We start from the raw sequence: 18074 nt of genomic DNA, 5'->3' as shown, positions 1-18074 counted from the left end.
TCCTCGTGCCGGTTCCGACCACCTTTAACGATCCGTCCTGTGAGGCGGGGAAGGAGGTCACGATGAGCACGCAGCATACCGACGGCACCACGGTCACCCTCCTGGGTCCGGACGACGTCGGACGTACTGTCGCACGCATCGCGCACCAGATCATCGAGAAAACGGCACTGGACGCACCCGGCTCCGACCGGGTCGTGCTCCTGGGGATCCCGTCGGGGGGAGTGCCGCTGGCGGCGCGACTCGCCGAGAAGATCGAGGAGTTCAGCGGGGTGGGCGTGTTCCACGGGGCCGTGGACGCCACGCTCTACCGCGACGACCTCACCTCCACGCCGCACCGCGCCCTGAAGCCCACCAGCGTCCCGCGCGACGGGGTGGACGGTGCCACCGTCATCCTCGTCGACGACGTGCTGTTCTCCGGGCGGACCATCCGCGCCTCGTTGGACGCGCTGAGCGACGTGGGCCGTGCCCGCATCGTGCAGCTGGCGGTCCTGGTCGACCGTGGCCACCGCGAACTGCCCATCCGCGCCGACTACGTGGGCAAGAACATCCCCACCTCCACCAGTGAGGACGTCCGTGTCTCCCTCGCCGAGATCGACGGCGTGGACCGGGTGGAGTTGCTCCGCCCGGCCGGCACGGCGCCGGAAGGAGACAACGCATGAAGCACCTGCTGAGCATCGCCGACCTCGACGCCGACGACATCACCCTGCTGCTCGACGAGGCCGACCGCTTCGCCGAGACGCTGCGCGACCGTGAGGTCAAGAAACTGCCGACCCTGCGTGGTCGCACCGTGTTCACCCTGTTCTACGAGAACTCCACCCGCACGCGCTCCAGCTTCGAGACCGCGGGCAAGTGGATGAGCGCCGACGTGATCAACATCTCGGCGTCCTCGTCCTCGGTGAAGAAGGGCGAGTCACTCAAGGACACCGCCCTGACGTTGCGCGCCGTCGGCGCCGACGCGATCATCATGCGCCACCCCTCGTCCGGTGCGGCCCGCCAGGTCGCCAACTGGGTCGGCCAGGGCAGTGACGGCATCAGCGTGCTCAACGCCGGCGACGGCGCCCACGAGCACCCCACCCAGGCCCTGCTGGACGCGGTGACGCTGCGCAACAAGCTCGGCACGCTCGACGGCGCCCACGTGGTCATCGTCGGCGACATCCTGCACTCCCGGGTGGCGCGCTCCAACGCCCTGCTGCTCACCGCCCTGGGCGCGGACGTGACCTTCGTCGCCCCGCGAACCCTGCTGGCCCCGGGGATCGAGCACTGGGTCAACCCGAACGGCCCGGCCGCCGGCAAGGGCACCGTGCGCGTCAGCCACGACATGGACACCGCCATCGCCTCGGCGGACGCGGTGATGATGCTGCGCGTGCAGGCCGAGCGCATGGACGGCGGTTTCTTCCCCTCGCACCGCGAGTACGCCACGCGCTACGGGCTGTCCCAGGACCGCCTGGCAGCGCTGAAGGACGACGCGATCGTGCTGCACCCCGGCCCGATGCTGCGCGGCATGGAGATCAACGACGCGGTGGCGGACGCCCCGCAGACCGTGGTCCTCGACCAGGTCACCGCCGGTGTGCACGTGCGCATGGCGGCCCTGTTCACCCTGCTGGTCGGCACCGAGACGAACGCGGGGGAGCAGCGATGAGCACAACAACCATCCCGGAGGAGAACAACGTGAACGACTACCCGGCAACCGGCGTCCTTCACCCGGCCGCCGAGGGGGCCGTGCTGCTGCGCGGCGTCCTGCCCTACGGCGAGGGCGACCCGCAGGACGTGCTGGTGCGCGACGGCGTGATCGCCGAGATCGCCCCGACCGGGAGCATCAGCGCCACCGATGAGTTCGAGGTCATCGACCTCGACGGCCAGGTCCTGCTGCCGGGCCTGGTCGACATGCACGTGCACATGCGCGAGCCCGGCCGTGAGGACACCGAGACCATCGCCACCGGTTCGGCCGCCGCCGCCCGCGGCGGGTTCACCGCCGTGTTCACCATGGCCAACACCGACCCGGTCACCGACACCCCCGCCATCGCCGAGATGGTGTGGCTCAAGGGCCAGCAGAAGAACCTCTGCGACGTGCACCCGGTCGGCTCGATCAGCCGCGGGCTCAAGGGCACCGAGCTCACCGAGTTCGGCATGATGGCCGACTCGGACGCCAGGGTGCGCATGTTCTCCGACGACGGCAAGTGCGTCGACGACCCGCGCCTGATGCGCCGGGCCGTGGAGTACGCCGGGGGACTGGACGTGCTGCTCGCCCAGCACTGCGAGGAGCCCCGCCTGACCGAGGGCGCCGTCGCCCACGAGGGTGAGACCGCCGCCCGCCTGGGACTGCGCGGTTGGCCGCGCGTCGCCGAGGAGTCCATCGTGATCCGCGACGCCCTGCTGGCCCGCGACTACGGCGGACGCCTGCACATCTGCCACGCCTCCACCGAGGGCACCGTGGGCCTGCTGGGTTGGGCCCGCGAGCACGACATCCCGCTGTCCGCCGAGGTCACCCCGCACCACCTCATCCTCACCGACGAGAAGCTGGAGACCTACGACGGGCACTACCGGGTCAACCCTCCGCTGCGCGAGACCCGCGACACCCTGGCGCTGCGCCGGGCCCTGATCGACGGCACTGTGGACTGCGTGGCCACCGACCACGCCCCGCACGGCTCCGAGGAGAAGTGCTGCGAGTTCGACAAGGCCCGCCCCGGCATGCTGGGACTGGAGACCTCCCTGGCGATCATCGCCGGGCTGTTCGTCACCGACCCACCGCAGGACCAGGAGCGCCAGGACTGGCGTTTCGTGGCCCGGGTGATGTCGGAGCGCCCGGCGGAGATCCTGCGGCTGCCCGGACACGGGCGTCCGGTGGCCGTGGGCGAGCCGGCGAACCTGTGCGTGGTCGACCCTGACCACGGCTGGACCGCCCACGGCGAGCAGATGGCCTCCAAGTCGGCCAACACCCCCTACGAGGGGATGGACCTGCCGGTGAAGGTCACCACCACGCTGCTGCGCGGCAAGGTGACCTGGCAGGACGGCCAGGTGAGCGACAAATGACCGATAATACGACAGAGAAGAGTACTGCTGTGAGTTCCTCCCGCACCCCCGCGCTGCTGGTCCTCGGCGACGGACGGGTGTTCCGCGGCCGGGCCTTCGGCGCCACCGGCACCACCCTCGGTGAGGCCGTCTTCACCACCGGCATGACCGGTTACCAGGAGACGATGACCGACCCGTCCTACCACCGGCAGATCGTGGTGGCGACCGCCCCGCAGATCGGCAACACCGGCTGGAACGACGAGGACGGCGAGTCCCACGGTGACCACATCTGGGTCGCCGGCCTGGTCATCCGCGACCTCTCGCGCACCGTGTCCAACTGGCGCGCCGACCGCAGCCTCGCCGAGGAGATGGAGAAGCAGGGCGTCATCGGCATCCAGGGTGTCGACACCCGCGCTATCGTGCGTCACCTGCGCGACAAGGGTTCCGTCGCCGCCGGCGTGTTCAGCGGCGAGGCCGCCGGGCGTCCGGTCGAGGAGCTCGTCGCCGAGGTCAACGCCCAGCAGTCGATGGCCGGCGCCGACCTGGCGACCCAGGTCTCCACCGACGAGACCTACGTGCTTGAGCCCGAGGGGGAGACGCGCTTCACCGTGCTCGCCTACGACATGGGCATCAAGACCAACACCCCGCGCAACTTCGTCGCCCGCGGCGTGCGCACCGTGGTCGTGCCGGCGAACTCGCCGGTCGAGCCGCTCATCGAGCAGTACTCCCCGGACGGCGTGTTCATCTCCAACGGTCCCGGTGACCCGGCCACCGCCGACGTGATGGTCGAGCAGGTCCGTACCGTGCTGGAGCGCAGGATCCCGCTGTTCGGCATCTGCTTCGGCAACCAGATCCTGGGCCGCGCCCTGGGCATGGAGACCTACAAGCTGAAGTTCGGCCACCGTGGCATCAACGTGCCGGTGCTCAACCACCTCACCGGCAAGATCGACATCACCTCGCAGAACCACGGCTTCGCCCTGAGCGGCCGTGCCGGTGAGCCCTTCGACACCGACTTCGGCACCGCCCAGGTCACCCACACCTGCCTCAACGACGACTGCGTCGAGGGTGTCGCCCTCGACAGCGGCCTCGCCTTCTCCGTCCAGTACCACCCCGAGGCCGCCGCCGGTCCTCACGACGCCAATCCGCTGTTCGACCAGTTCATCGAACTGATGGAAGGGAACAACTAAATGCCGAAGCGCACCGACATCAACCACGTCCTCGTCATCGGCTCCGGCCCGATCGTCATCGGCCAGGCCTGCGAGTTCGACTACTCCGGCACCCAGGCGTGCCGTGCCCTCAAGGCCGAGGGCCTGCGGGTCTCGCTGATCAACTCCAACCCGGCCACGATCATGACCGACCCGGAGTTCGCCGACCACACCTACATCGAGCCGATCCAGCCCGAGTACATCGAGAAGATCTTCGCCGCGGAGAAGGAGGCCGGCCACCCGGTCGACGCCGTGCTGGCCACCCTCGGTGGGCAGACCGCGCTGAACGCCGCGATCCAGCTGGACCGCGCCGGCATCCTCGACAAGTTCGACGTCGAGCTCATCGGCGCCGACATCGACGCCATCGAGCGCGGCGAGGACCGTCAGAAGTTCAAGGACATCGTCGCCTCCATTGGCGGCGAGTCCGCCCGCTCGCGGGTCTGCCACAACATGGACGAGGTCCACGACACCGTCGCCGAGCTCGGCCTGCCGGTCGTCGTGCGCCCGTCGTTCACCATGGGTGGTCTGGGCTCCGGCCTCGCCTTCACCTACGAGGACCTGGACCGCATCGCCGGTGGCGGCCTGGCCGCCTCCCCCGAGGCCAACGTGCTCATCGAGGAGTCCATCCTCGGCTGGAAGGAGTACGAGCTGGAGCTCATGCGCGACGGCGACGACAACGCCGTGGTCATCTGCTCCATCGAGAACGTCGACGCACTCGGCGTGCACACCGGCGACTCCATGACCGTCGCGCCCTCCATGACGCTGACCGACCGCGAGTACCAGATCATGCGCGACCAGGGCATCGACATCCTGCGCGCCGTGGGCGTGGACACCGGCGGCTGCAACATCCAGTTCGCCGTCAACCCCGACGACGGCCGCCTGATCACCATCGAGATGAACCCGCGTGTGTCGCGCTCCTCGGCGCTGGCGTCGAAGGCGACCGGTTTCCCGATCGCCAAGATCGCCGCCCTGCTGGCCATCGGCTACACCCTCGACGAGCTGCGCAACGACATCACCCAGGTCACCCCGGCGGCCTTCGAGCCGACCCTGGACTACGTGATCGTCAAGGCCCCGCGCTTCGCCTTCGAGAAGTTCCCCGGCGCCGACGACACCCTCACCACCACCATGAAGGCCGTGGGTGAGGCCATGTCCGTGGGCCGCAACTACATCGCCGCCCTGAACAAGGTGCTGCGCTCCCTGGAGACCAAGCCGGCCGGCTTCTGGACGACCACCGACGAGTACTTCGCCGGCGAGCGTGCCGGCGACCTCGCCGCCGTGCTCGACGACCTGGGACGTCCCACCGAGGGCCGTATCTACGACATGGAGCTGGCCCTGCGCCTCGGCGCCACCGTGGACCAGGTCCACCGCGCCTCCGTGGGCGTGGACCCCTGGTTCCTGCACGAGCTCAAGGCCCTGGTGGACTTCCGCTCCGAGCTTCAGGACGCCCCGGTGCTCACCGAGGACCTGCTGCGCGAGGCGAAGTACATGGGCCTGGCGGACACCCAGATCGCCGCGCTGCGTCCCGAGCTCGCCGGCGAAGACGGCGTGCGGTCGCTGCGCTGGTCGCTGGGCATCCGTCCGGTCTTCAAGACCGTGGACACCTGCGCCGCGGAGTTCGAGGCGCAGACCCCGTACCACTACTCCGCCTACGAGATGGACCCCGAGGCCGAGACCGAGGTCGCCGAGCAGCGCGACCGCGAGAAGATCATCATCCTGGGCTCCGGGCCCAACCGCATCGGCCAGGGCATCGAGTTCGACTACTCCTGCGTGCACGCCGCGCTCGAGCTCTCGCGCGTGGGCTACGAGACGGTCATGGTCAACTGCAACCCGGAGACCGTCTCCACCGACTACGACACCGCCGACCGTCTCTACTTCGAGCCGCTGACGTTCGAGGACGTCATGGAGGTCTACCACGCCGAGGCACAGTCCGGCACCGTGGCCGGCGTGATCGTGCAGCTCGGCGGCCAGACCCCGCTGGGCCTGGCGCAGCGTCTCACCGACGCCGGCGTGCCGGTGATCGGCACCTCCTCCGAGGCGATCAACCTCGCCGAGGACCGCGGCGAGTTCGGCACCGTGCTGGAGAAGGCCGAGCTGCCCGCCCCGGCCTTCGGCACCGCCACGACCTTCGCCGAGGCACGCGCCGTCGCCGCCCGCATCGGCTACCCGGTGCTGGTGCGTCCGTCCTACGTGCTCGGCGGACGCGGCATGGAGATCGTCTACGACGAGGCCTCCCTGGAGGACTACATCGACCGCGCCACCGAGATCACCTCGGACCACCCGGTGCTGGTCGACCGCTTCCTGGACAACGCCATCGAGATCGACGTCGACGCCCTGTGCGACGGCGACGAGGTCTACCTCGCCGGCGTGATGGAGCACATCGAGGAGGCCGGCATCCACTCCGGTGACTCCGCCTGCGCCCTGCCGCCGATGACACTGGGGGAGAGCGACATCGACAACGTGCGTCGCTCCACCGCCGCCCTGGCCCACGGCATCGGGGTCAAGGGCCTGATGAACATCCAGTTCGCCCTGAAGGACGACGTCCTCTACGTCATCGAGGCCAACCCGCGTGCCTCGCGCACCGTGCCCTTCGTCTCGAAGGCCACCGGTGTGCCGCTGGCCAAGGCGGCCTCGCGCATCATGACCGGTACGCCGATCCGCGAGCTCATCGCCGAGGGCCTGATCCCGGGTGACCGGGACGGCGGCTCGCTGCCGCTGGGCCACCCCATCGCGGTCAAGGAGGCGGTCATGCCCTTCAACCGCTTCCGCAACCCGCAGGGTGAGATGCTCGACAGCCTGCTGAGCCCGGAGATGAAGTCCACCGGCGAGGTCATGGGCCTGGACTCCGACTTCGGCACCGCCTTCGCCAAGTCCCAGGAGGCCGCCACCGGCTCCCTGCCGACCAGTGGCCGGGTGTTCGTGTCCGTGGCCAACCGCGACAAGCGCACCATGATCCTGCCGATCCAGCGTCTGGCGTCACTGGGCTTCGACCTGGTCGCCACCGAGGGCACCGCGGCGATGCTACGGCGCAACGGTCTGGAGTGCGAGGTCGTGGCCAAGCAGACCGACATCGAGTCCGGCACCGCCGCCGAGGGCAAGAGCTCGATCGTGGACCTCATCGACCAGGGTTCGATCGACTTCATCCTCAACACCCCGGCCAGCACCGCCGCCGCCCGGGGCGACGGCTACGACATCCGTGCCGCCGCGGTGCGCCAGGGTGTCTCTTGCGTGACCACGGTGCAGGGTGCCGTGGCCGCGGTGCAGGGCATCGAGGCGCTGAAGGGCTCCACCACGGTGGTGCGCGCCATCCAGGACGTGGACCATGACAGCTACTGAGTCCACCCGGGACACCTTCGGCGAGCGTTTCCTCGCCCGCTCCGGGCACCTGGGACGCCTGTGCGTGGGCATGGACCCGCACGCCGGCATCCTGCGTGACTGGGGCCTGGGTGTGGACGTCGCCGGGTTGGCGGAGTTCTCCCGCATCTGCGTGGAGGCCTTCGCCGACACCGCCTGCGTGGTCAAGCCGCAGGTCGCCTTCTACGAGGCCTTCAGCTCCGCCGGGCTGGCCGTGCTGGAGGACGCCCTGGCGGCGCTGCGGGGTGCCGGCACGCTGGTGGTGGCCGACGCCAAGCGTGGCGACATCGGTTCGACGATGGCCGGCTACGCGACGGCCTGGCTGTCGGACGACTCGCCGCTGTGCGCCGACGCCGTGACGGTCTCGCCCTACCTGGGCCTGGACTCCCTGGCACCGGCCCTGGAGGCCGGTGAGGCCACGGGCAGGGGAGTGATCGTGCTCTCCGCGACGTCCAACCCGCAGGGCCCGCAGTTCCAGACGCTGACCACCCCGGACGGGCCGAGTGTGGCCCAGACGGTGGTGGACTGGGCGGCGCGCCACAACGCCGCACACCCCGGCGGCGGCAACGTCGGCGTGGTCGTCGGCGCGACGGTCGCCGAACCGCCGGTGCTGGACGCCGTGGGCGGGCTGGTGCTGATGCCCGGTGTGGGCGCCCAGGGCGGTGGTGCGCAGGACGTCCGGCGTATCGCCGGGGCGGCCGAACGGTGGGCCAGCCCCAACATCTCGCGGTCCGTGCTCGCCGCGGGCCCGGATGTTGGGTCCCTGCGCGAGGCGGTCGCCGCCGCCGCGGCGGAGTTCCCGCAGGTCTGAGCGCTCCGCGCGGGAGCGTCCCGCGGAGCGCGAACTGGGGCTTTGTTCAACTTCCCCCGGTCGTAGTGCTACACTTGGCGCGTTGTTTCATGGTCGCGACCTGCGACACCTCTCCCGTGTAAAACGTGGGGGTTGTTGGCATTCGGCACAGCGTATCGCTAGGATTCGTCGAGGCTGACGGTCGGACGTGACGTCCGACCGGCTGAAACACCTGAAGTACCTGAAGTGCCTGCATTTCATGCAGTACCCCATAGCAAGTGACATCGAACCACAGAACAAGACGGAGGAACCCGTGGCCCTTCCCCAGTTGACCCCGGAGCAGCGTGCAGAAGCCCTGAAGAAGGCCGCCGAGGCCCGCAAGGCCCGTGCCGAGCTCAAGGAGAAGCTCAAGCGTGGAGGCACCGACCTCAAGCAGGTCCTTGCTGACGCCGACGAAGACCCGATCATCGGCAAGATGAAGGTGTCGGCCCTTCTCGAGGCCATGCCCAAGGTCGGCAAGGTCAAGGCCCAGGAGATCATGACCGAGCTGGAGATCGCCCCCACCCGTCGCCTCCGCGGCCTGGGCGACCGTCAGCGTCGCGCCCTGCTGGAGCGCTTCGGTTTCGAGGTCTAGGAACCTTGTCCCCGCAAGTTCAGGCCGAAGTGCAGAACACCGACGTTCCCTCCCCGCACCTGGTCGTGCTGGCGGGACCGTCGGCCGTCGGGAAGTCGACTGTGGTCGCACAGTTGAAGGCCGCCGTGCCGGACCTGTTCTTCAGTGTGTCGTGGACGACCCGGGACCCCCGTCCCGGTGAGGTCGACGGCAGGGACTACCACTACGTCTCCCGGGAGCGATTCCGGGAGGAGGTGGACGGTGGCCTCATGCTCGAGTGGGCGGAGATCCACGGTGGCCTGCAGTTGTCCGGGACCCCGGCACAGCCGGTGACCGAGGCCCTGCGTTCCGGGCGTCCGGTCCTGGTCGAGGTCGACCTGGCCGGCGCGCGCAACATCAAGCAGATGATGCCCGAGGCACTCACGGTGTTCCTGGCACCTCCCACCTGGGAGGAGCTGGTGGAGCGGCTGACCGGCCGTGGTACCGAGAGTGAGGACGTCATCCGGCGTCGCCTGGAGACCGCCCGTGAGGAGCTCGCCTCCAAGGGTGAGTTCGACCGGGTGGTCGTGAACCGGGACGTGACCGAGGCTGTCGCCGAGATCAGCGCCCTGCTGACCGGCCACGCAGAGTAAGAGCAAGACAACTCGCGTTTTCCAACGCGGTGAACAAGCAAAGGTGTGGAGTGGAAACCAACGACAACTCAACCGTCTTCGACCCGGCGGTCGGCATCACCAACCCGCCGATCGATGATCTGCTGACCAAGGTGTCCTCGAAGTACGCCCTGGTGATCTTCGCGGCCAAGCGTGCGCGTCAGATCAACAACTACTTCCAGACCGTCGGTGACGGCGTGTTCGAGTTCGTCGGCCCGCTGGTCACCCCGGAAGCCCACGAGAAGCCGCTGTCGGTGGCCCTGCGTGAGATCGAGGGCGATCTGCTGGAGCACACCGAAGGCTGATCCACCCGCTTCCCGGCACCCAGGCCCGCCGTCGGCACCGTCGTACCCCGCACCCAGTGCGGGGGAGACGGTCGCCGGTGGCGGGCCTGAGCCGTCGGTGGGACACGGCAGGGCCCCAGCAGGTCCACGGCACTGGAACATCGCCCGGCGGGCGTGGGCTAGGCTGGTCTCCTGTGAGTGACAACCAACTGAACGTGCTCGTCGGCGTGGGGGGCGGTATCGCCGCCTACAAGTCCGGCGCCCTGGTCCGCTACTTCACCGAGGCCGGGCACGACGTCCACGTCATCCCCACCGAGTCGGCCCTGCGTTTCGTCGGTGCGGCGACGTTCGAGGCCCTCTCCGGCAACCCGGTGTCCACCACCGTCTTCGACGGGGTGGACGAGGTCCGGCACGTGCGCCTGGGGCAGGACGCCGACCTGATCGTGATCGCCCCGGCCACCGCGGACCTGCTGGCGCGTCTGGCGCACGGGCGTAGCGACGACCTGCTGACCGCCAGCGTGCTGGTGGCGACGTGCCCGGTGGTGCTGGCGCCGGCGATGCACACCGAGATGTGGCAGAACCCGGCGACCCGCGACAACGTGGCCACGCTGCGTCGACGCGGGGTGACGGTGCTCGAGCCCGCCCACGGCCGGCTGACGGGCACGGACTCCGGTGCGGGGCGTCTGCCCGAGCCCGAGCACATCGGGGCGTTGGCCACGGCGGCACTGGACCGGTTCGGCATCTTCCGTCAGTCCCTGGCGGGTCGGCGGGTCCTGGTGACCGCCGGTGGCACGCACGAGGCCCTGGACCCGGTGCGCTACCTCGGCAACGCCTCCTCGGGCCGGCAGGGATTCGCCCTGGCCGACATCGCCGTGCAGCGTGGCGCGCAGGTGGAGCTCGTCGCCGGGGTCACCGAGGACCTGCCGGTGCCCTCGGGTGCCCGCGTCACCCGGGTGCGTAGTGCCCGGGAGATGGAGAATGCCGTGGCGGAACTGGCCGGTGGGGTGGACGCGGTGGTCATGGCCGCCGCGGTGGCGGACTTCCGCCCCGCGACCACGGCCGGAGCCAAGCTGAAGAAGGGTGGGGAGACAGACCTGACCAACCTGGAGCTGACCGAGAACCCGGACATCCTGCACGGTCTGGTGGAGCGTCGCCGCGGCGGCGGGCTGCCGGAGGACCTCGTCATCGCCGGCTTCGCCGCGGAAACCGGTGACGAGTCTCACTCCCCGTTGGACCTCGCGCGGGCAAAACTAGAGCGAAAAGGCTGTGACCTGCTGATGTGCAATGCCGTCGGCGACGGGGTGGTGTTCGGCCAGGCGGACAGCCAGGGCTGGATCCTCACCCCGGGACAGCGTCCGGGCGCCGAGGAGGTCACCGAGGTCCCGGCGTCGTCCAAGCTGGTCGTGGCCTCGTACATCCTCGACACGCTCGAGGACCTGCTGCCCGGCTGAGACCTCACCGGGTGCCCCACAGGCGCCATACCGGGTGCCCTCCGACACCCGCCGCCACCACTTTACAGACTGCTTGGTCTAGGATGGTGACGTTCGGGCGCGCACCACGGTCACGTACGACAGAAACAGAGCAGGATCTCGCCCCGAGGTCCACCCAAGACACCATCTCGAAGACAAGTCAGGAAGTCAGCGAAGTCCATGACAGAGAGCACCCCCTCCTCCGCACGTCCCCGCCTGTTCACCAGTGAGTCGGTGACCGAGGGCCACCCCGACAAGATCTGCGACGCGATCTCGGACACGATCCTCGACGCGTTGCTGGCCAAGGACCCGCTCTCGCACGTGGCGGTGGAGACGATGGTCACCACCGGCCAGGTGCACGTGGCCGGCGAGGTCCGCACGGACGCCTACGTGGAGATCCCGAAGCTGGTCCGTGAGACCCTGCTGAGCATCGGCTTCACCTCCTCCTCCGTCGGTTTCGACGGCCGGACCTGCGGCGTCAACATCGCCATCGGCGAGCAGTCGCAGGAGATCGGCGACGGCGTCGACACCTCCCACGAGATTCGCAGCGGCGCGGAGGGAGACAAGTACGAGGACGTCGACCAGGCCGGTGCCGGCGACCAGGGCCTGATGTTCGGCTACGCCTCGGACGAGACCCCGGAGCTGATGCCCCTGCCGATCGCCACGGCCCACCGCCTGTCGCGCCGGCTGACCCAGGTGCGCAAGGAGGGCATCGTCAACCACCTGCGTCCGGACGGCAAGACCCAGGTCACCTTCGCCTACGACGCCGAGGGCCGCCCCTCCCACCTGGACACCGTGGTCATCTCCACCCAGCACGACGAGGAGATCACCCAGGCCGAGCTCACCGAGCAGCTGCGCACCAACGTGGTCGACTGGGTCATCGAGGACGCCGGCCTGCAGGACTTCGTCACCGGCGAGCTGACCCTGCTGATCAACCCGTCGGGGTCGTTCATCCTCGGCGGGCCGATGGGCGACGCCGGGCTGACCGGACGCAAGATCATCGTGGACACCTACGGCGGCATGGCCCGTCACGGTGGCGGGGCGTTCTCCGGCAAGGACCCGAGCAAGGTGGACCGCTCGGCGGCCTACGCGATGCGCTGGGTGGCCAAGAACATCGTCGCCGCGGGCCTGGCGCACCGTGCGGAGGTGCAGGTGGCCTACGCCATCGGCCGTGCCCGCCCGGTGGGCCTGTACGTGGAGACCTTCGGCACCGCCACCGGCGGGCTGACCGACGAGCAGATCCAGCAGGCGGTGAGCGAGGTCTTCGACCTTCGCCCCGGTGCGATCATCCGCGACCTGGACCTGCTGCGTCCGATCTACGCGCAGACCGCCGCCTACGGTCACTTCGGCCGCACGGACATCGACCTGCCGTGGGAGAGCACGCAGCGCGCCGACGCCCTGGCCGCCGCCGCCCAGAATGCGGCCCAGAACGCGGCACAGTAGGGAAAACCGGTGGCCGACCCGACCGGCCCGGCTGAGGGGGAGGTGGACGACCCGGTCGCCCGCGTCCTGCCGTTGCTGGGCATGCCGCACCTGGACCGGCTGTTCGACTACGCCGTGCCGGCGAAGCTGGACGCCGAGGCGCGCCCTGGGGTGAAGGTGCGGGTGCGTTTCGCCGGGCGTCTGGTGGACGCCCTGCTCGTGGAGCGCCGCCGCACCACCGACCACGTGGGCACCCTGGCCCCGTTGAACCGGGTGATCAGCCCGTTGCAGGTCGTGCCGCCGCGGATCTGGTCGTTGGTGAACCATCTCGCCGACCGCTACGCCGGCACCCGCTCGGACGTGATCCGCGCGCTGGTGCCGTCGCGGCACGCCTCGGCGGAGAAGGACGGGCTCTTCGGTGGTGGGGTGGACTGGGAGGAGCTCTACGGCCCGCTGGTCGCCCGAGACGATCTCGTCGCCGCCCCGCGTACCGCCGCGGCGTCGGGCTGGGCGGGGTACCGCCACGCCGACAGTTTCCTAGGTGCGGTGCTCGACGGCCGGGCCGCCCGGGCGTCCTGGCTGTGGACGCCGGGGGAGGACTGGGCCGCGCGGGTGGCAGAGGCCGCCGCGTCGGTCGCCTGGAACGGTGGCGGGGTGCTGGTCGTGGCCCCGAACCAGCGGGAGGTCGACCGGGTCGTCGCGGCGTTGCGGGTGTTCCTGTCCGCGGCGCAGATCACCGAACTCAGCGCGAAGGTCGGCCCGGCGGCACGTTACCGCCGTTATCTGGCGGTGCTGGCGGGCCAGGGCCGGGTGGTGGTCGGCACGAGGTCGGCGGCCAGTGCCCCGGTCGCCGACCTGCGCCTGATCGTGCTGCTGGGCGAGGCGGACGACAACCTGGTGGACCCGCGCTCGCCCTACCTGCACGCCCGTGAGGTGCTGCGGTTGCGCTCGGAACTGGAGGAGACCGGCCTGCTCGTGGGCGGGGCACACCGTTCGGCGGAGATCCAGCGCTGGGTGGAGGAGGGTTTCACCCCCACCCTGCGCCCGCTGCCGGAGTCCCTGCGTGCCCGCATGCCGTGGATCCATGCCCTCGACGACATCCACGACGCCCACGCCACGCACTCCCGTCTGCCCTCGGCCGGGCTCAAGGCGATCCGACGGAGCCTGGACGCCGACATGCCCTGCCTGGTGCAGGTGCCGCGGCGTGGCTACGCCCCGGCGGTGGCGTGTTCGACGTGCCGGACGCCCGCGCGGTGCCGGCGCTGCAACGGCCCCCTGGAGCTGCCGGCCGGCCCCACCGGCACCGACGGGTCCTCGGTGCCGCGCTGCCGCTGGTGTGGTGCACTGGAGGGCCAGTTCACCTGCGGGACCTGCGGCGGGCACGCCCTGCGCATGTCGGTGGTGGGCCAGGAGCGCACCGCCGAGGAATTGGGCCGGGCCTTCACCGGGGTGCCGGTGGTGGTCTCCGGCGGCGGCCAGATGCGCACCCACGTGCCGGACAAGGCGGGCCTGGTGGTCGCCACCCCGGGCTCGGAGCCGGTGGTGGAGGACGGCGGCGGCTACGGCGCGGTGCTGGTGCTGGACACCTGGCTCACCTTGGGCCGTGAAGACCTGCGGGCCGGGGAGGCCGCGCTGCGCCAGTGGATGGAGGCGGCGTGTCTGGCGGTGCCGCGCGAGTCCGGCGGCGAGATGGTCGTCGCCGTCGCACCGGACGACCCGACGGTGCAGGCCCTGATCCGCTGGGACCCGGAGGGCGCGGCCGCCCGCGAGCTGGCAGGACGGCGCGAGGCGTCCTTCCCCCCGGCGGTGACGCTGGTCGCGGTGGACGGCACGCCAACGTCCCTGGAGCAGTTCGAGGACGCCTGGGCGCCGCCGGAACAGCTCGGCGGGGTCGAACGCCTCGGCCCGGTGGAATTGCCGCCGGGTGTGCGCAGACCGGCGGGGCTGGGCGAGCCGGAGGCGGCGACCGCGCGCCGGCTGATCGTCCGCGTCCCGGTCACCGTCGAGCCCGGTGGGACCGCCGAGATGCTCGGGGCGTCGCTGCGCGCGGCGTTGTCTTTGCGTGCCACGCGCCGCCAGTCCGACCCGCTGCGCATCGTCGTCGACCCGGTGCGGGTGGGGTAGCCGGGCCTGGCGGTAGACTGTGACGCCATGACCGTTCTCGACATCCGTCTCTTCGGCGACCCGGTCCTGCGCACTGTCGCGGACCCGGTCGGCGACCCCACCGGCGACGACTCCCTGCCCACCCTCATCGACGACATGCTGGAGACCATGGACTCCGCCGGGGGAGTCGGTCTGGCGGCGAACCAGGTGGGCCTGACCCGCCGGATCTTCGTCTACGACTGCGACGGCGACCGCGGCCACGTCATCGACCCGGTGTGGAGCGCCGTCGGCGAGGACGAGCAGACCGCGCGGGAGGGGTGCCTGTCGGTTCCCGAGACCGGCGGCCCGGTGACCAGGTTCGAACGGGTCCGTCTCACCGGTTCCACGGTGGACGGGGCCACGGTGGACCGCGAGGTCGACGGGCTGATGGCCCGCTGCGTGCAGCATGAGACCGACCACCTGGACGGGGTGATGTTCTTCCAGCGCATGGAGCCGGCGGAGCGTCGCGCGGTGATGGGTGAGATCCGGGGAAGCGAGTGGTTCAACCGATGAGGATCCTTTTCGCCGGCACGCCCGAGCCTGCCGCGGTGACCCTGGAGTACCTGCTGGAGGAGTCCGACCACGAGGTCGTCGGTGTACTGACCCAGCCGGACGCCAAGCGTGGACGTGGCCGCACGCTGCACCCCTCGGCGGTGGCGGAGGTTGCCACGGCCCACGGTGTGCCCGTGCACAAGTTCGCCTCGTTGAAGCCGGGGCACGAGGACGCCGAGGAGGTGCGTGAGACGTTGCGCGGTTACGCCGCCGACGGTGCGGAGGCCGTGGCGGTGGTGGCCTACGGGCAGATCCTGCCGCAGGACGTGCTGGGGATCTTCCCGCAGGGGTGGATCAACCTGCACTTCTCCCTGCTGCCACGTTGGCGCGGTGCGGCACCGGTGCAGGCCGCCATCGCCGCCGGTGACACCACCACGGGTGCCTCGACGTTCCGCATCGTTCCCGGGTTGGACGCCGGCCCGGTCACCGGTGAGGTCACCGAGACGATCGGGCTGGAGGACACCGCCGACGACCTGCTGACACGACTGACGTACTCGGGTCGGGTGCTGTTGTCCCGGACGTTGTCGGGGCTGGCCTCCGGCGAGGTCGTCGCCGAGGAGCAGGACGAGACGGGCTCGACGTACGCGTCGAAGATCACCAGCGCGCAGGCGCGGGTGGACTGGCGGCGTCCGGCGGCGGTGGTGCAGCGTACCGCGCGTGCGCACACCCCGGCGCCGGGTCCGTGGACGGTGCTCGACGGCGAGCGCTACAAGCTGGGCCTGATGCTTCCGGTGCCCTCGAGCGAGGACGACAGCGAGGACGCACGTTTGGCCCCCGGTGAGCTGCGCGCCACGAAGGCCGCGGTGGTCGTGGGCACCGGCGACGGCGTCCTGGAGATCACCCGGATCCAGCCGCCGGGCAAGAAGATGATGGTCGCGGCGGACTGGGCCCGTGGCCGCGGCGACCTGTTCGAGGTATCCCCGTCCGCATCCCCGGCCACGTCCCCGGCCACATTCGAGAGTCCGCTAGAGCAGCACGCAGCAGAGGGAGAGTCCTGATGGCAGGTTTCCGCGCACGGTCGACGTCGGGGGATTCCCCGAAGCAGCGTCCGGGTCAGAAGAAGACGTCCGGCGACCACCGTCAGGGTGGTCAGTCAGGCTACCGGCGGCGCAGCGAGTCGCACCGCCAGGAGCACCGCGACGTGGTGGAGCAGCGGGAGAAGCAGGGCAAGCGCGGCTCGGGCGACAAGGTGCGCGACGCGGTCTTCGGCGTGCTGCGCCAGGTCAGTTCGCAGGACGCCTACGCCAACCTGGTGCTGCCCGGGGTGATCCGCTCGGCCGGGTTGAGCGGGCGCGACGCCGCCTTCGCCACCGAGCTGACCTACGGCACCTTGCGTGCCCAGGGCCTGCTGGACGCCGTGATCGCCGAGGCCGCCGGGCGCCCGGTGGGACGCATCGACGAGACGGTGCTGGACGCGTTGCGCCTGGGTGCCTACCAGGTGCTGCGTACCCGTGTCGACGACCATGCGGCGGTGAACACCACCGTGGAGCTGGTCAAGGCCAACGGTGAGGAGAAGGCCGCCGGTTTCACCAACGGTGTGCTGCGCCGGATCACCCGCTCGACGCCGCAGGAGTGGCTGGGTACCGTCACCGCCGGGTTCACCGACCCGGTGGACGCCCTGGCGTTGCGTTACGCCCACCCGACGTGGATCGCCGAGGTATTCAACACCGCCCTCGGCGGGGCCGCCGGTGAGCCTGCCGCTGAGCTGGAGGCGGCGTTGACCGCCGACGACGAGCGTCCGCTGGTGCATCTGGCGGCGCGTCCGGGCCAGATCACTGCCGAGGAACTCGCCCTGGTCACCGGTGGTGAGGAAGGTCGGTGGTCGCCGTACGCGGTGTACCTCTCCGAGGGCGACCCGGGAAAGCTGGAGCCGGTGAAGGAGTCGCTGGCCTCGGTGCAGGACGAGGGCAGCCAGCTCATCGCCCTGGCGATGCTGCGCGCCGAGGTGGATGGCGACCAGGGCCGGTGGCTGGACCTGTGCTCGGGGCCGGGCGGCAAGACGGCGTTCCTGGCGTCCTGGGCGATGGGCGACGGAGCACGGGTGGACGCGGTCGAGTCCGCCCCGCACCGCGCGGAGCTGGTCCGCAAGGCCACGCAGGGGCTGCCGGTGTCGGTGCACCTCGGCGACGGCCGTGATCTGGCCGGCGTCGAGGGGCTCGAGGTGCCTGGCTCGCAGGATTCCGATGCCGGACGTGTCGGCTTCGACCGCGTGCTGGTGGACGCACCCTGTACGGGGTTGGGCGCGTTGCGTCGGCGTCCGGAGGCGCGCTGGCGCAAGTCGGCCGAGGACGTGGCCCCGCTGGTCACCCTGCAGCGTGACCTGCTGCGCTCGGCGGTGTCGGCGACGGCGCCGGGCGGGGTGACGGTGTACTCCACTTGCTCGCCGCACCCGGCGGAGACCAGCGCGGTGGTGCGCGCGGTGGCCGAGGAGACCGGCGCGGTCATCGAGGACGCCACCGCACTGTTCCCGGAGTTGGAGGACGTCTCGGGTCCGTTCGTGCAGCTGTGGCCGCACCGTCACGGTACCGACGCGATGTTCTTCGCGGTGCTGCGGCGGCCCTGACACACCTCGGGGACATCTCAGCGG

At 70.5% G+C, this 18074-nt stretch carries 15 protein-coding genes; all 15 read left to right on the top strand.

The window, feature by feature from the left end; translation table 11 throughout:
- Positions 1–62: 62 nt before the first annotated feature.
- The 15 genes from pyrR to ACT3TD_RS07650 all read left to right on the top strand — a co-directional run bounded on the left by pyrR (position 63) and on the right by ACT3TD_RS07650 (position 18050).
- Positions 63–659, top strand: coding sequence for a bifunctional pyr operon transcriptional regulator/uracil phosphoribosyltransferase PyrR (gene pyrR, locus ACT3TD_RS07720; RefSeq protein ID WP_301441902.1), 597 nt, complete (start codon positions 63–65; stop codon positions 657–659).
- On the top strand, positions 656–1639 hold the full coding sequence (locus ACT3TD_RS07715) for an aspartate carbamoyltransferase catalytic subunit (RefSeq protein ID WP_301441903.1): 984 nt from the start codon (positions 656–658) through the stop codon (positions 1637–1639). The genes pyrR and ACT3TD_RS07715 overlap by 4 nt, the downstream gene beginning before the upstream one ends.
- Entirely contained in the window at positions 1636–3030 is a 1395-nt protein-coding gene (locus tag ACT3TD_RS07710; RefSeq protein WP_301441904.1) for a dihydroorotase, read from the top strand. The genes ACT3TD_RS07715 and ACT3TD_RS07710 overlap by 4 nt, the downstream gene beginning before the upstream one ends.
- Entirely contained in the window at positions 3027–4196 is a 1170-nt protein-coding gene (gene carA, locus ACT3TD_RS07705; protein ID WP_301441905.1) for a glutamine-hydrolyzing carbamoyl-phosphate synthase small subunit, read from the top strand. Before ACT3TD_RS07710 ends, carA begins: the two co-directional genes overlap by 4 nt.
- Positions 4197–7547 (top strand): carbamoyl-phosphate synthase large subunit, encoded by a 3351-nt coding sequence (carB, locus tag ACT3TD_RS07700; protein WP_301441906.1) that lies wholly within the window; start codon positions 4197–4199, stop codon positions 7545–7547. It abuts the gene before it with no gap.
- Positions 7534–8376 (top strand): orotidine-5'-phosphate decarboxylase, encoded by an 843-nt coding sequence (pyrF, locus tag ACT3TD_RS07695; RefSeq protein ID WP_301441907.1) that lies wholly within the window; start codon positions 7534–7536, stop codon positions 8374–8376. The genes carB and pyrF overlap by 14 nt, the downstream gene beginning before the upstream one ends.
- A gap of 292 nt (positions 8377–8668) precedes the next feature.
- A complete protein-coding gene (mihF, locus tag ACT3TD_RS07690) occupies positions 8669–8989 on the top strand; it encodes an integration host factor, actinobacterial type (RefSeq protein WP_038548495.1) in 321 nt (106 codons plus the stop codon).
- Between the two features lie 29 nt (positions 8990–9018).
- On the top strand, positions 9019–9600 hold the full coding sequence (gmk, locus tag ACT3TD_RS07685) for a guanylate kinase (protein WP_301441908.1): 582 nt from the start codon (positions 9019–9021) through the stop codon (positions 9598–9600).
- A 50-nt stretch (positions 9601–9650) separates the two neighbouring features.
- The gene (gene rpoZ, locus ACT3TD_RS07680; protein ID WP_038548496.1) at positions 9651–9923 is read left to right on the top strand and encodes a DNA-directed RNA polymerase subunit omega; all 273 of its coding nucleotides are present in this window, start codon (positions 9651–9653) and stop codon (positions 9921–9923) included.
- A 173-nt stretch (positions 9924–10096) separates the two neighbouring features.
- Positions 10097–11353: a bifunctional phosphopantothenoylcysteine decarboxylase/phosphopantothenate--cysteine ligase CoaBC gene (gene coaBC / locus ACT3TD_RS07675; protein WP_441579256.1), complete on the top strand. Its 1257-nt coding sequence runs from the start codon at positions 10097–10099 to the stop codon at positions 11351–11353.
- A gap of 198 nt (positions 11354–11551) precedes the next feature.
- Positions 11552–12814: a methionine adenosyltransferase gene (gene metK / locus ACT3TD_RS07670; protein ID WP_441579255.1), complete on the top strand. Its 1263-nt coding sequence runs from the start codon at positions 11552–11554 to the stop codon at positions 12812–12814.
- Positions 12815–12895: 81 nt separating this feature from the next.
- Positions 12896–14917, top strand: coding sequence for a primosomal protein N' (locus ACT3TD_RS07665; protein WP_301441919.1), 2022 nt, complete (start codon positions 12896–12898; stop codon positions 14915–14917).
- A gap of 27 nt (positions 14918–14944) precedes the next feature.
- Complete coding sequence (gene def, locus ACT3TD_RS07660; protein ID WP_301441911.1) at positions 14945–15448, top strand: peptide deformylase; 504 nt, start codon at positions 14945–14947, stop codon at positions 15446–15448.
- Positions 15445–16485 (top strand): methionyl-tRNA formyltransferase, encoded by a 1041-nt coding sequence (gene fmt / locus ACT3TD_RS07655; RefSeq protein ID WP_301441912.1) that lies wholly within the window; start codon positions 15445–15447, stop codon positions 16483–16485. The genes def and fmt overlap by 4 nt, the downstream gene beginning before the upstream one ends.
- The gene (locus ACT3TD_RS07650; protein ID WP_441579436.1) at positions 16485–18050 is read left to right on the top strand and encodes an RsmB/NOP family class I SAM-dependent RNA methyltransferase; all 1566 of its coding nucleotides are present in this window, start codon (positions 16485–16487) and stop codon (positions 18048–18050) included. The genes fmt and ACT3TD_RS07650 overlap by 1 nt, the downstream gene beginning before the upstream one ends.
- Positions 18051–18074 lie beyond the last annotated feature (24 nt).

The organism is Corynebacterium sp. AOP36-E1-14, from assembly GCF_052377495.1.
Classification (GTDB): Bacteria; Actinomycetota; Actinomycetes; order Mycobacteriales; family Mycobacteriaceae; genus Corynebacterium.
Note: the sequence above shows the minus strand (reverse complement) of the source record. Positions and strands in the feature narration are given on the sequence as shown.